General features: G+C 41.2%; 15 protein-coding genes. 13 read left to right on the forward strand and 2 right to left on the reverse strand.

Annotation, left to right across the window (positions count from 1 at the left end; all coding sequences use genetic code 11):
• Positions 1–207: 207 nt before the first annotated feature.
• Both dprA and aroB read right to left on the reverse strand, forming a co-directional pair.
• Complete coding sequence (dprA, locus tag QZT26_RS12595) at positions 208–1,311, reverse strand: DNA-processing protein DprA (protein ID WP_164995632.1); 1,104 nt, start codon at positions 1,309–1,311, stop codon at positions 208–210.
• Positions 1,312–1,425: 114 nt separating this feature from the next.
• The gene (aroB, locus tag QZT26_RS12600) at positions 1,426–2,514 is read right to left on the reverse strand and encodes a 3-dehydroquinate synthase (protein WP_295102573.1); all 1,089 of its coding nucleotides are present in this window, start codon (positions 2,512–2,514) and stop codon (positions 1,426–1,428) included.
• An 890-nt stretch (positions 2,515–3,404) separates the two neighbouring features.
• Here aroB and atpD point away from each other — a divergent pair.
• The 13 genes from atpD to QZT26_RS12665 all read left to right on the forward strand — a co-directional run bounded on the left by atpD (position 3,405) and on the right by QZT26_RS12665 (position 13,465).
• Positions 3,405–4,769, forward strand: coding sequence for a F0F1 ATP synthase subunit beta (gene atpD, locus QZT26_RS12605; RefSeq protein ID WP_295102574.1), 1,365 nt, complete (start codon positions 3,405–3,407; stop codon positions 4,767–4,769).
• On the forward strand, positions 4,766–5,170 hold the full coding sequence (locus QZT26_RS12610; protein ID WP_099325430.1) for a F0F1 ATP synthase subunit epsilon: 405 nt from the start codon (positions 4,766–4,768) through the stop codon (positions 5,168–5,170). Before atpD ends, QZT26_RS12610 begins: the two co-directional genes overlap by 4 nt.
• Positions 5,170–5,448, forward strand: coding sequence for an AtpZ/AtpI family protein (locus tag QZT26_RS12615; RefSeq protein WP_099325431.1), 279 nt, complete (start codon positions 5,170–5,172; stop codon positions 5,446–5,448). The genes QZT26_RS12610 and QZT26_RS12615 overlap by 1 nt, the downstream gene beginning before the upstream one ends.
• Positions 5,445–6,110: a F0F1 ATP synthase subunit A gene (atpB, locus tag QZT26_RS12620; protein WP_099325432.1), complete on the forward strand. Its 666-nt coding sequence runs from the start codon at positions 5,445–5,447 to the stop codon at positions 6,108–6,110. Before QZT26_RS12615 ends, atpB begins: the two co-directional genes overlap by 4 nt.
• A gap of 12 nt (positions 6,111–6,122) precedes the next feature.
• Positions 6,123–6,389, forward strand: a complete 267-nt coding sequence (gene atpE, locus QZT26_RS12625) for an ATP synthase F0 subunit C (RefSeq protein WP_099325433.1) — start codon at positions 6,123–6,125, stop codon at positions 6,387–6,389.
• Entirely contained in the window at positions 6,386–7,126 is a 741-nt protein-coding gene (atpF, locus tag QZT26_RS12630) for a F0F1 ATP synthase subunit B (protein ID WP_295102580.1), read from the forward strand. Before atpE ends, atpF begins: the two co-directional genes overlap by 4 nt.
• Positions 7,127–8,623: a F0F1 ATP synthase subunit alpha gene (locus QZT26_RS12635; RefSeq protein ID WP_295102581.1), complete on the forward strand. Its 1,497-nt coding sequence runs from the start codon at positions 7,127–7,129 to the stop codon at positions 8,621–8,623.
• Between the two features lie 2 nt (positions 8,624–8,625).
• Entirely contained in the window at positions 8,626–9,465 is an 840-nt protein-coding gene (locus QZT26_RS12640; protein ID WP_295102583.1) for a F0F1 ATP synthase subunit gamma, read from the forward strand.
• 234 nt (positions 9,466–9,699) lie between these two features.
• Entirely contained in the window at positions 9,700–10,491 is a 792-nt protein-coding gene (locus tag QZT26_RS12645; RefSeq protein WP_164995627.1) for a TIGR00730 family Rossman fold protein, read from the forward strand.
• Entirely contained in the window at positions 10,488–11,894 is a 1,407-nt protein-coding gene (locus QZT26_RS12650) for an MBL fold metallo-hydrolase (RefSeq protein ID WP_197705176.1), read from the forward strand. Before QZT26_RS12645 ends, QZT26_RS12650 begins: the two co-directional genes overlap by 4 nt.
• Complete coding sequence (locus tag QZT26_RS12655) at positions 11,891–12,037, forward strand: hypothetical protein (RefSeq protein WP_157820539.1); 147 nt, start codon at positions 11,891–11,893, stop codon at positions 12,035–12,037. Before QZT26_RS12650 ends, QZT26_RS12655 begins: the two co-directional genes overlap by 4 nt.
• A gap of 914 nt (positions 12,038–12,951) precedes the next feature.
• Positions 12,952–13,170 (forward strand): DUF4258 domain-containing protein, encoded by a 219-nt coding sequence (locus tag QZT26_RS12660; RefSeq protein WP_261341100.1) that lies wholly within the window; start codon positions 12,952–12,954, stop codon positions 13,168–13,170.
• A gap of 10 nt (positions 13,171–13,180) precedes the next feature.
• Entirely contained in the window at positions 13,181–13,465 is a 285-nt protein-coding gene (locus QZT26_RS12665) for a type II toxin-antitoxin system MqsA family antitoxin (protein WP_099325439.1), read from the forward strand.
• The last annotated feature ends 319 nt before the right edge of the window (positions 13,466–13,784 follow it).

Raw genomic sequence — 13,784 nt, forward strand, 5'->3', positions numbered from 1 at the left:
TGTTTAAAGTAGTACAATAGCGCTACCACAATTGCTAAAAAACGGATATCTGTTATCGCTTTTTGCCAATCTTGGTAGTGGAAAATACTGATTTTCGCATTGCGAAAATCGTTTGCAGGATTTAGGTTCAATTTAAAAGATAGGAATTATTATAAAAACATCAGCTTATTGAGAAATTACGTATACTCAAATGAATTTGGCAGGCAGTCAGGCTTTAACAAACCGTTTGCCTGAAAGTTGTTTTACCAGTTTTTTAATTTCGAGGATCATTAATGTACTTGAAACAATAGATGAGGGTAGTTTGGTGGATTGAATAATCTCATCAATATATATTGGAGCGCTGGATAAAAGGGAAAAAATCTTTTTCTCATGTGAGTTGAGCAATAAATCTCTTGGGTCATTTAAGGCTGCATCTTCGCCGGCAGGGCATAAACTATCTGCAACATGCCCTAATTCCTGGATAATATCGGTAATGTCTTCCGTTAGTTTTGCGCCTTCTTTGATCAATTTGTTTGTGCCCTGGCTGTAGAGACTATCAACGTTTCCCGGCAATGCAAAGACCTCCTTTCCTTGTTCCAATGCCCATTGAGCAGTGATGAGGGAGCCGCTTTTCAGCGTTGACTCGATAACCAGTACGCCAAGCGATAAACCGCTGATAATTCTGTTGCGCGGCGGGAAATTCCGATAGTCAGGAGGCGTGTTTATCGGGAATTCCGAGATGAGTGCGCCATGCTGTATTATGTTTTCTGATAATACGGTGTTTTCTTTGGGATAGACTGTCCCTAATCCGCAGCCAAGAACGGCTATCGTTCTTCCATTTGAGCTGATCGCTCCCTTGTGGGCTGCTGTGTCTATTCCGCGTGCCATCCCGCTTATTATGCAGAAACCTTTTTGCGCCAGTTGGCGGGCAAACCGTTCTGCCTGTGACAGCCCGTAATAGGTGCAGCGTCTCGATCCAACAATCGCAAGGGCTATAAGATCCGTTTCCAGCAAATTGCCTTTTACGTAAAGGACTAGAGGGGGATCGTAAAGATTCTTCAGGTGTTGCGGATAATCGGCGCTTGTATAGGGGATAATTTTTATATTGTTTTTTTCTGCTAAATCAATTTCCTGGTGTATATCAACGCGTTGCGATTCTTCCAGTATTGCGTTTGCTATTTTCCCGCCTATGCCGGGTAACTTTTCCAATTCGGGTTTCACCGCCTGAAATACCCCGGCGATAGAACCAAATCTTTCGACAAGTGTCTGGTATGTCCTCGCCCCGATGCCCTTTGTCATATGAAGGCGCAGAATGGCTTCAAATTCAGTCAAGTTGCTTATCCTTTATAAAGAAAGGGAATGATAAGGTTTTTAAAAGAAACATACTCCATCGAAAAACCAAAATACCCGGCACGCATTGCGGGTGATGTTTTTTCGAGTCCATGGTTAGAAGGCTAAAAGGGGTTTATCTAATACGCGGTAGAGCATTTCATCATTTACTTTATCAGAGATAATAACCTCGCCGATTTTTGTAGGGAGCACAAAACGGAGTCTTCCGGAGACCGTTTTCTTGTCAGTGTACAGCGCCTTTATAATATCCTCTGATTTCAGTCCGGTTTGAATGGATAAGCCCAGGTTTTTCATTATGGATAGCTGCCGGTCGAAAACGGAGGTATCCGCGATGCCAAGTTCAATTGCTATTTTTGTGGCATAAAGCATGCCTATGGCAACGGCTTCTCCGTGACGATATTGTTTGTAATGGGTAACCGTTTCTATGGCATGGCCTATGGTGTGTCCATAATTTAAAATGGCACGAAGATCTTTCTCCTTTTCGTCCTGTTCTACAACATTGGCCTTTATCTGGCACGAAGTGGCAATAATTTTAAGCAATGCTTCGTATTGTAATTGAAGAATAGCATCCATTGATTTTTCCAGAAACGCAAATAATTCCGCATCCCGGATAACGCCGTATTTAATAACCTCAGCGATTCCGGCAACCATTTCTTTCGACGGGAGGGAAGAAAGCGTGTTTGTGTCTATGAATACTGCCTTTGGCTGATAAAAACACCCGATCATGTTTTTCCCTTTCGGGTGATTGACGGCTACCTTTCCGCCGATGCTGCTATCAACTTGCGCAAGCAGCGAGGTGGGAATTTGTATATAAGGAATGCCGCGCATAAAGGTTGCTGCAATAAAACCGCTTAAATCCCCGACAACGCCTCCTCCAAGGGCTACGAGGAGGGATTTTCTGTCAAGTTTATGGGCAAAGCAGTTGTCGTAAAGCAATAATGCATTTTCGATATTTTTTTGTTCTTCTCCCGGCGGTAAGGAAAGTAATTTTACATCAAAATTGTTCTGTCGGAAACTTTCTGCAACCACGTCTCCATAGATTTTTTCTATGTTTTCGTCGGTTATTAAGAGCGTTTTGCATGGTTCTTTGTCTTTTGCGACAATCTCCCCTACTTTCGCAAGGATATCTTTTCCTATGTAAATATTGTAACTATCTGCGGAAAGATTTACATGAATAGTCTTCATACATTTTTGTCCATTTTTTAAGGTTTGTGTCGGTAAGAGGATAGATCACCATTTTGCCCTGGGTATGCAGGTATTTGTGCAGCACTTAAAGCCTTTTCATTTGTTTCTTATATGTCCCCTGGATTTTTAAAAAAAACGAGACTGTCGCCAATTCTCAAGTCCCCTATCCCTTGAAGAAACTGCTATTAATTTTTAACCCGGTAAATATACAACAAAACCAAAACACCACCACAGCAAGAGATTCCATTATAAACAATATAATCTCGGCATATTCCCAAGCTTTTAATATAATCTGGAACTACATAGCATATGGCATAAGTAAATCTGTAGATTTTCAGAGAGTGGAAAATGAAGCTCGCACAATGGTCCAATCCATAAAAGATAAAACAGAGGAAATTACGCAAAAATTAATGAATAGTCAAATACATTACTTTATTTTGTCAAAAACCATTGAAACCGTTCATAAAGTAATATGTTTTGTATGCCTTCACATTCGGCGCCATATTTAATTTTGTATGGTAATTAATCAAAAATCTTTCAAAACATAAATCCTTTTAAATAGCGGCAATTAAGATGGTTTTGCATATTATTTTAACAAAGTAATGTTTATAGAATACTTATTGCAAAAAATGAGTTCGAAGAGTAAGGTAATAACATATGGTGTATTGACCTTTAAAGACAAGGGAAAAATTGCTTATCTGCTTTACTCCTGTGATATTAATGACTTCTTGAATTCAACTGATATTGCTTAAGATTTCCCTCATGGAACAAGAAAAGTCATTAATTCCTGTCAGATTATGAAGATTTTTGTGTAATTTTCGAAACCTAACATAGCGCCAAATTATAATTTTTTGTAACATGAGTAAGACAGATAAGCAATAGAGATAATTATGGAAGGTATCATAGCAGCTATTCATGGCGATGTTGTAGAAATTGAGTTCAGCGGGGGACTCCCCAATATCTACGATTCCCTCGTTGTAAAGAAAACGGATGGGTCACATATCATCCTTGAGGTACATGACCACATAAGCAGCACAATGGTAAAAGCTATTGCGCTTGGATTCACACAGGGCCTGAAAAGGGGCATGGCAGTTGTCCCTTCAGGCAGTTCGCTCAAAATCCCGGTAAGTAAGAGTTGTCTGGGAAGGGCGTTTAACATCTTTGGTGAGCCGATAGATGGGAAACCCCCGGTTGAAGACCATACCTTGATACCCATTCATAAACCACCTCCAGGTTTACAAGAACAGATACCTGCTTCAGGTATACTGGAGACTGGTATAAAAATAATAGACCTACTTTCGCCTTTTCCCAAAGGAGGCAAAATTGGTCTTTTTGGCGGTGCGGGAGTTGGGAAAACCGTGTTGCTTATGGAATTCATTTACAAGGTGGTGAAGGTTTATTCAGGGATATCCATATTTTGCGGTGTTGGAGAAAGAATGAGGGAAGGGCATGAACTCTGGAGAGAAATGGAAAGGCAGGATATCTTAAGCAACGCAATACTCGTATTCGGCCAGATGTGTGAATCCCCTGGGATTCGGTTTCGGGTGCCGTTAACGGCAATTACCCTGGCGGAATTCTTCAGGGATGAATTGGGAAGTGATATCCTTTTCTTAATGGATAATGTCTATCGTTTTATTCAGGCAGGCAACGAGGTCTCCGTCCTTTTGGGAAGGCTTTCCTCACGGGTAGGTTACCAGCCGACACTCCTTTCAGAGCTTGCCGAAGTGGAGGAAAGGATTGTGTCAACTCAAAGGGGTTCTATTACTTCTGTACAGGCGATATACGTGCCGGCTGATGATATAACAGACCCCGCCGTTGCGAACGTATTCCCCCATCTTGATACGACAGTTGTTCTTTCCCGTGAAATAGCATCAAAAGGGCTTTATCCTGCCATTGATCCACTCCTTTCTACCTCAAAATTACTTAGCCCTGAAGATGTTGGAGAGAGACATTATCAAATCTCAAGGTCTGTAACGGAGCACCTTTCCCGGTATAAGGAACTCCTTGATATTATTGCTATGCTGGGCATAGAAGAGCTTTCTCCGTCTGACAGGCTCATTGTTAAGCGGGCAAGGAAACTCGAGATGTTCCTCACACAGCCATTTTTCCTTACAAAGGAATTTACTGGCAGAGAGGGGAAGCATGTGCCTGTCGGTAAGACCCTTGACGGTTGCGAAACAATACTATCGGGGAAAATGGACGATGTCCCTGAAAATGCATTTTTTATGATCGGAGACATTGAGGAGATACGGTGAGCAATTCGTCTTTTAAATTAAATATTGTAACTCCCACAAAGATCATGGAAAAAAACATAACCTATATCAGGTTGAAAGATGAGACAGGCTTTTTTGGTATTTTAAAGGGTCACACGAATTTCTTAACCGTCACAGTACCCTCTCTTTGCTATTATACAGATGTTAATGGCAAGGAAGTTTTTCTTGCAGTTGATGAAGGAATAGTAAGCGTAAGGGAAGGAATCGTGACCATCACGTCCAGGGAGGTATTCGAAAATGACAATGCTGAAGAACTTGCAGAAATCATTGAAACCAACCTTGCTAAAAGAGACAAATCTGAGATGGCTTTTCGTGAGATGTTTGAGGGGATCGAAAGGTCATTTATGGAAAAGACTATAAAATTGGTAAAAGGAAGCCTTTGATGGAAGATAAAAAATTTTCAATGGATATAGAGAGATCTGCGAAAGAACTACTGAGTGCCCGAAAGGAGAAATCAAACTTCTGGCGCTATGCCAATGTTCTTGGCGTTGGTGGATGGACTTTCGTTATCCCGGTAGTTGGAGGGGCTTATCTGGGAAGGTATCTGGACAAAAAAATACACGGGGAAGGCATTTCGTGGACAATAACACTTCTTATGATTGGCATAGCCGTTGGTGTTTATAATGTCTGGTATTTGTTCGTTAGGAAACATCGGCAATGAAGGTATTTAATGTTTTTCCGGAAACAATTTTTTCAATTGGTCGTGTTCAGGTTACAGACACAGTTACTACCACATGGTTTGTCATGGCGGCTATAATAACAATCTGCTATCTTTCTACAAGGAAACTCTCCATAAAGCCATCCTTTTTCCAGGAGGTGTTAGAGGCTATCTTTGAGTTCATGGAAAAAACGATAAAAGATGTCCTGCCATTGAATCCGTGGCTGGTTGTTCCTATATTGGGTACCATTTGGATACTTATTGGTTTCTCCAATATGGCCGGTCTGATACCAGGATTGAAGACGCCTACCGCAGACCTCAATACAACCCTTGCGTTTGCGTTAATATCTTTTTCCATGACTCACGTTATTGGTATTGCAACACAAGGGTTTAAAGGATATCTTTTACACTATAAAGAACCAACATGGATATTGCTCCCGTTCCACCTTATAGCAGAGGTTACAAGAACGGTTGCGCTTGCCGTAAGGCTTTTTGGGAATATGTTAAGCGGCGATATGATTGCCATAATACTTCTCGGTATCGTTGGGTTGCTGGTACCGATTCCGTTTAGCCTGCTCCACATAATTATTGGTATTATACAGGCATATATATTTGGTGTTTTAACGCTTGTATTTATAGCCGGTGGCATTAAAACAAAATCTTAATAGGAGGCTTATATGGACGCCAAAACCGTAGTTATTTCTGTTTCGATACTGGCAGCGGCCTTTGTAATGGCTATCGGTGGTTACGGGCCGGCAAAAGCGCTTGGAAATGCCCTTACCGAGGCCCTTGACGCCACAGCAAGACAGCCTGAGGCGTCCGACAAAATTATGAGGGTGCTTTTTGTCGGAATGGCGCTGATTGAATCCATTGCCATATACGCATTTGTTATCGCTTTGATTGTCCTTTTTGCAAATCCTCTTATCGGGTATATTTTAAAATGAAATTCAATATCTGGACACTTTTATTTCAGATAATAAACTTTGTTGTTTTGCTCTATATCCTTAGAAGGATACTGTACAAGCCCATACGTGAAATTATTGAAAAACGAAGAGGGCTTATAGCAAAAACGGTAGAGGATGCCGAAAAGACAAAGAAAGAGGCGCTGGAACTTAAGGAAAAAAACCAGAAAGAATTGAACAAGGTAAAGGAACTTCAAAACCAAATGCTCGAACAGACGAGGGAAGAAGCCCTTAAAGACAGGAGTAAGTTACTCGATGAGGCAAATAAAGAGGCTGCCAAAATAAACGAAAAAGAAAAGGCTTTGATTGATGCAGAAAAAATAAGGATAGAATTAGAACTGAAAAATAAGACCCTTGAGATGGTCTCTGTTTTCGCTTCAAATCTTTTAAAAGACATTTCAGACGAAGAGCTTCATAGGTCTATATTTAGAAAGCTCTTGAAGGAGAACGGGAAAATTGTTTCTGATATTTCCAAAATAAAAGGAAAAGAGGAGATATTAAATATAGAACTCTTTACCGCATACCCATTACCTCTGGATGATGTAAAAACATTTAAAGAAACACTTGAATCACAGCTTGCAAAAAAAGTAAAAATGAATACGACCATTGATGAGACTCTTATCGCAGGAGTAAGGATAAAGGTCTACGATATGATTTACGATTCCTCACTGGCAGGCCAGGTAAATGCACTTGCTTCACAGCTCAGAGAAACCAGGTAAATGGAAAAAGAACTAACGGCTTTTTTTGAAAAAATAAGAGAAAAAGCCAAAACCAGCAGATTCTCTATTGGGTTCACTGAAGAGGGAAAGGTACTATCTGTAGGGGATGGTATTGTACATATTGCCGGTTTGAGAGATGCAAAACTCTACGAACTTATACTGTTTGAAAGTGGCGATGAGGGGATATCATTTGATCTGGGTATTGATAGTATAGCAGTAGTGTTGCTTACCGGGCGCAATGGAATACGGGCCGGTGATACGGCGTACAAAACTGATAGGATTGCCTCGGTAAATGCAACTGAAGGGCTTCTGGGAAGGGTGCTGGGCGCCCTTGGAAATCCCATTGATAATGGGCCGGAATTGAAAGAATGTCTGTCCTGTCCGGTAGAACGGGATGCCCCTTCTTTGCTGCAAAGAGACTTTATTACCGAACCTCTTTATACGGGTATTAAAGTTATTGACTCTATGCTTGCCATAGGTAAGGGACAACGAGAATTGATTATCGGAGATCCCTCAACAGGGAAGTCATCCATTGCTATTGATACCGTCATCAATCAAAAAAACTCCCGTGTAATTTCTATTTATGTAGTCATTGGACAGAAAAAGTCTCACGTATTAAAAATCATTGAAGAAATAAAAAAATACGGTGATTTCTCGAGGACTATATTCGTAATTGCCGATGCTTCAAACTCTCTGGGTCTCCAATTTATTGCACCTTACAGCGCCACCGCCATAGCCGAGTATTTCCTCTACAAGGGTAAAGACGTCTTAATCGTTTACGACGATCTTACGAAACATGCCGATGCGTATCGCTCGTTAAGCCTTTTATTAAAGAGACCTCCTGGTAGAGAGGCATATCCTGGAGATATATTTTTTATACACTCAAGACTCCTCGAAAGGTCTGCAAAACTGAATCAAAAGAACGGTGGAGGTTCCATCACCGCCCTTCCAATAGTGGAAACCCAGCAAGGCAGGATATCGTCATATATCCCCACAAATCTTATCTCGATAACAGACGGGCAGATATATTTAGATACATTACTGTTTAACAAAGGCATTCGACCGGCGGTGGACGTCGGCAAATCGGTATCAAGAATAGGGGGGAAGGCCCAGGTAGAAGCGATGAAAGCCGTAGCCGACAGGCTGAAAATAGACTATTCAAGATTCATTGAAGTGGAGGTGTTTACGAAATTCGGGGCGCATTTAGAGGAAGAAACCGCAAAACTCATCAGACGCGGAGAACGGTTAAGGGAAATCCTTAAACAGCCGCAGTTCCATCCATTCACCCTTGAACATGAAGTATTAAGCTTCATCATTATAGAATCTGGAATACTTGATAATGTAACAATTCCATCGGTAAGAAAAGTGTGTGATGAAATAATTAAAAAGATTACGCCTGCATTCCCGGAAATTATAAATCGTATTATTCAGGATGGATTGCTCGGGAAAACAGACTTAGGAACATTAAAAGATTTTATCGCAAAGGAAAAGGTATAAATATGCTTTCTTCATTAGATATCGAAAAAAAGATACGGGCATCATATATCATTGGAGACATAGTCGGTGTTATGAAAGCATATGCCGGAGTCACAATGAGGAGAACAGAGGATCTTGTTCAGAATATAAGGGCATATGAAAAAAATATGCTTTTGGCAATGGCCGATATCATAACGCATTATCCTGGAATTTCATTGAAGGAACAAAGTAAAGGGAAAAAAATTCTCGTGGTCTTCGGTTCCTCGCAGGGGTTATGTGGCTCCTTTAATGAAAAAATGGTTGATGTCGTTTCTTCTGTAATTACCGGCAATGATATCCTGTTTGTTATAGGGAAGAGATTAAAATCGTCTTTTGAATTAAAACATGTACCTTATGAAGATTACAGCGATTCCGTAGCGAGCATTAACGGTATACGGCCAGCTTTAAAAGAGACTGTTTCGAAAATAATGAATATTTACAAAAAGGAGGAATACTATAAGCTTACCTTTGTCTTTACCTATATTTTTGAAAAAAAGGCTGAAATTTCTGTGGAACAAATCCTCCCTCCTGATATTAATAAAGTAAACGCTTTAAGCCCAACCAGAATTCCACCGTTTACCTACCTTAAACCAAAGATTATTTTTAATAAAATCTTAGAAGAATTCTTATTTATCAGTCTTTACCGATGTTATATGGAGTCGCTCAGAAGCGAGAACTGGTATCGGCTGAGAAGCATGGACGGCGCATCAGAAACTTTAAAAAGACAGATCTCGAACCTTAATTCTGTTCAGATGTACACCAGACAGGAAGAAATTACGGAAGAGATGCTTGAGATACTGGGAAGCGGGATGTTCTATAAGTGATACGAAGAGAGTCTGTTGTAAAAACCATTTTATTTTTTGAAATAAATATTTATTCTGCTTTCTATCTGGTACATCGTTTCGTTAAAATGCGTACGTAAAAAAATGTCATTGCGATGAGTGGAGCGACTAAGCAATCTCTTGTTCCAAAAGGACTTAAGATTGCTTAGCTGTTGCTCACAATGACGGTATCAATGTAGATTTTTAATGAAACGCTATACTAGCCAAGGAGGAACTATGAACCACCCTGATAGACCAATTGCTGCTGAACCCGCTTATCATAATCAAATATTTCTAGACAGCGACGACGGAAGGCCTCTTCGCATCCTGGCCGAGTACCTTGAACCTCTTTACCGGCTTCGGCGGGAAGGGATTCAGGACACAATTGTTTTTTTCGGATCTGCAAGAATGAAGGAAGACGGGGCGCTCGGACAGTACTACAAAGATGCTCGCCTGTTGGCGCAGCTTCTGACCGAATGGTCATGCGGCCTTTCCGGTTCAAGGCGATTTGTGATATGTACCGGTGGAGGCGGCGGCATTATGGAAGCGGCAAATCGAGGCGCTGTGGATGCAGGTGGTAGCACTATCGGACTCAACATAGGTCTGCCTCACGAACAGCGCCCGAACCCTTACGTCACCCCATCGCTCTTATTTGAGTTTCACTACTTTTTCATGCGCAAACTATGGTTTACGCATTTGGCACGGGCACTCATTGTGTTTCCAGGGGGGTTCGGGACGCTGGATGAGTTTATGGAGATGCTAACACTGGCTCAGACGCAAAAGCTTGACCGGAACATTCTCATTTTTCTCTACGGCTCGGAGTATTGGAAAGAAGTGATCAATTTCGATTCGCTCGTGAAGCATGGGATGATCGACAGGAAAGACTTAAATCTTATTCATCACGTAGACGATGTTCAAACAGCATTTGAACTGCTCAAAAATCGCCTGCCGAAAGAAAAAGAAGCGGTTTGCCCCGCGATCGCTAAGGCGAAGTTTTCAAAATGTCGAATTAAGGAGGATGCACGATGATAGAACTGGAATTTATAGGCGCAGCGAAGACCGTCACCGGATCTAAACATTTGATCCGCACATCACGCGCATCTGTATTGCTGGACTGCGGTTTGTTCCAAGGTCATCGCAAGGAGGCCGACGAGAAAAACCGAAATTTCTCTATAGATGGTAAACAGCTCGATGCCATCGTATTATCCCATGCCCATATCGACCATTCGGGCGCTCTGCCATGCATTTTCAAAAATGGCTATCGAGGCCCTATCTACGCTACTCCAGCCACTCGGGATCTTTGCTCGCCCATGTTGATGGATACAGCATGGATCATGAAGGGTGATGCCGAACACATTCAAAAACTCATATCACGCGGCGCTAAGCATCTCGATCCCGTCGAACCTCTTTATGGCGAAAGAGATGTGGCCGGCACGCTGTCGCAGTTTATAGGAATTCCCTACCATAGAAAACAGACCATTGCCCCAGGCATTTCATTGTCATTTTTCGATGCAGGCCATGTATTGGGAAGCGCTATATCCGTTATCGATGTCGAAGACGATGGTCAGAAAGTGCGTCTCGCTTTTACGGGTGACTTAGGCCGCAAGCATCTTCCCATTTTGCGGGACCCGGAAATTCCAGATGGGATTTCATGTCTCCTGACGGAAAGCACCTATGGAGACCGACTTCACGCTCCTATTGAATTGACGATTGAGGCACTGGCTGAAGTGATTAATCGCACCGGTAAAAAGGGCGGGAAAATTGTCATTCCATCCTTTGCTCTGGAACGTGCCCAGGAGATCATCTATGCACTCAAGAAACTCCATGACCAAAAGCGGATTCCTTCAATTCCGGTATACATTGATTCTCCTCTCACCGTGAAACTGACGGACGTCTTCAAACTGCACCCGGAGTGTTACGACACGGAGGCCTTCGCTCTACTTCATAGTGAGAATTCGCCCTTTGAATTTCCAGGTCTAAAGTATATTTCAAGTGTCGAAGACTCAAAGAAAATCTCTTCGTCTACCGAGCCCTCCATTGTAATTTCAGCAAGCGGTATGTGCGAAGGTGGCAGAATCCTGCATCATCTTGCTGCCACGATCGGGGACGCCAGGAACACCGTTATTATCGTTGGATATCAGGCAGAACACACCTTAGGGAGAAGATTGGTGGAAAAGCGGCCTGAAGTTAAAATTTATGGAGTCATGCGCCGCCTCGAAGCCGAAGTGGTTGTTCTGAACGGTTTTTCCGGCCACGCAGATCAGAATGGATTGCTTCGCTTCGCTGATGCCCTCCGAAGTAAAGGGCATCTGGAGAAGGTCATTCTTGTGCATGGAGAACCAAAATCTCAGGAGACTTTGAAAACGAAACTTAGTGACCATGGTTTCCAATCCGTTGATATCCCAGGGCCTGGAGACGTAATAAAACTATGATTATTGATTCGCAGATGCCCACTGAAGATACAAAGCACTTTAAAGTAGAAGAACAATGCATTATGAAGTCGGAAGAAAAATATCTCCTCGCTGTGAATGGTGGCTCTTCCAGCATCAAGTTATTCATAAGTACCGCAATATAATAAGTTACACATATAATATCCATGTAACAGAGAGGGACGGAGTCCAGGCACTGTTTTTCTTTTTACCAAAACGAGTGATATTGACATAGCTTACGGCGACAAGGAGTGTAAGGGACATTATCTTATAGAAGAAGAGATTCGGAAGCTTCCGATCATCGTATCGGCGTGAAGAATATTGTCTTTGATGTAGAGAGTAAGATGTCATCCTGATTTTTAATAAATATTGCATGCTTGTCCGCTTGTCAGCCTGTTTTGACCTTTGACCGCTCACTGCCAACTGTCTATTATCTAATCAACCATTTAACGTCTTAACGACTCAACCGTTCTAATGCAGACCTCTGACCTCTGACCTTTGCCAGTTTTCCGCCTTACTTTTTATAAATGGGGAATGTGCTATATGCCTATTAAATATGATATAGAAATACCAGAAAGAGTGATAAAAGCGCTTGGTTTGCGTGAAAGTGAAGTAAGTGAAACGCTAAAAAAAGAACTTTCAGTTTATTTTTTTTGAAAAAAAACTTTTAAGCTTTGGTCAGGCAAGACAATTTCCAGGGTTATCAGTATGGGACTTTCTGGAATTTTTAAGAGAAAGGAAAATCCCTTTGCATTATGATTTGGCTGAGTATGAGGAAGATTTAGAAACAATCAGGGAATTATCATAATGCCTGTTGTTATCTCCAAAGGCTGTGTATAAGGAAGTTGTTGTAGAAGGAAGAGGAAAACAGGGAGCAAATGTAATAGCGGAGGCATGTAAAGAATGGTACACTTTACCCTTATAAAGAAATAGAAGAACTTTCATAGGGCAAGATGCATCAACATACTATGAAACATTTATTTTCTAAACAAAAGGGTCGTTCCTGAATATTATTCATAAGATTCGACAAAAGGTTGTAAAGCAAGAATACGAGTTTACTATCCCCCATTTTTTTGAGGAAATGGGGAATGACAACCTTATCTTTGCAGATATCGAAATGGCAATTGCTAATGGTAAAATAAGACGTAAATTTACTAGAGACCCAAGAGGCACACGTTATGAAATTGTCTGTCCTGCAAAGGATGGGAGAGAAATAGCAGTTATCTGCAGGATTAAAAGCACAGGAAAGTTGTTATTGATTACAACGTACGCACTTTAGAGGTGATAACATGAAGATAAAGAATAGGAAAAAGGAATATGATTATGGAGAATGTGAAATTTGCAATACATCTATGGAAGAAAAATATATAAAACAAGATTTCTGGATTCGAGGTGAACTTATTGTTGTGGAAGATGTGCCGGCAGGTGTATGTCCCCAATGCGGTGAAAAAGTAGTAAAAGCGGATGTAGGACGACGGATAACAAGATTATTAGAAAATACTGAACGGATTGCAAAAGCCCCCAAAATTTCCGTTCCTACTATTAAATTTGATAAAGAAAAAACAGAGGTTTAGTTCTATTAGATTGCATAAGATAAAAGGAAGCTGTTTTTTATGAAAAGCACAATTAAAAAATCAAAAATACATCCTTTGGGAGCGACCACAAATAACATGGTATTGTATAGTACCAATAGTATCGTTGTAGTGTCTTTGTACTACTATCCATCAACTTCTTGTTTTTTATGCTCGTTTTTCAAAATGCATAACCGTAAGGCATTGATTAGATGAGGATTACGTAAAGTTTGGAGCATTGGGTTTTTTGTCATTTGAATTTGTTTCGTATTTCGATATTCGTATTTTGAATTTGGTTGCGGCCAAAGGCCGCGCCAAGTAT

This window comes from uncultured Candidatus Kuenenia sp. (assembly GCF_900696675.1).
Classification (GTDB): Bacteria; Planctomycetota; Brocadiia; order Brocadiales; family Brocadiaceae; genus Kuenenia; species Kuenenia stuttgartiensis_A.

Excerpts from the sequence above, each read along its gene's own strand:
- atpD (WP_295102574.1), top strand. The coding sequence starts at position 3,405 with ATGGAAGGTATCATAGCAGCTATTCATGGCGATGTTGTAGAAATTGAG.
- atpF (WP_295102580.1), top strand. The coding sequence starts at position 6,386 with ATGAAATTCAATATCTGGACACTTTTATTTCAGATAATAAACTTTGTT.
- aroB (WP_295102573.1), bottom strand. The coding sequence starts at position 2,514 with ATGAAGACTATTCATGTAAATCTTTCCGCAGATAGTTACAATATTTAC.
- QZT26_RS12615 (WP_099325431.1), top strand. The coding sequence starts at position 5,170 with ATGGAAGATAAAAAATTTTCAATGGATATAGAGAGATCTGCGAAAGAA.
- atpE (WP_099325433.1), top strand. The coding sequence starts at position 6,123 with ATGGACGCCAAAACCGTAGTTATTTCTGTTTCGATACTGGCAGCGGCC.
- QZT26_RS12640 (WP_295102583.1), top strand. The coding sequence starts at position 8,626 with ATGCTTTCTTCATTAGATATCGAAAAAAAGATACGGGCATCATATATC.
- QZT26_RS12635 (WP_295102581.1), top strand. The coding sequence starts at position 7,127 with ATGGAAAAAGAACTAACGGCTTTTTTTGAAAAAATAAGAGAAAAAGCC.
- QZT26_RS12650 (WP_197705176.1), top strand. The coding sequence starts at position 10,488 with ATGATAGAACTGGAATTTATAGGCGCAGCGAAGACCGTCACCGGATCT.
- QZT26_RS12645 (WP_164995627.1), top strand. The coding sequence starts at position 9,700 with ATGAACCACCCTGATAGACCAATTGCTGCTGAACCCGCTTATCATAAT.
- QZT26_RS12665 (WP_099325439.1), top strand. The coding sequence starts at position 13,181 with ATGAAGATAAAGAATAGGAAAAAGGAATATGATTATGGAGAATGTGAA.
- atpB (WP_099325432.1), top strand. The coding sequence starts at position 5,445 with ATGAAGGTATTTAATGTTTTTCCGGAAACAATTTTTTCAATTGGTCGT.
- QZT26_RS12655 (WP_157820539.1), top strand. The coding sequence starts at position 11,891 with ATGATTATTGATTCGCAGATGCCCACTGAAGATACAAAGCACTTTAAA.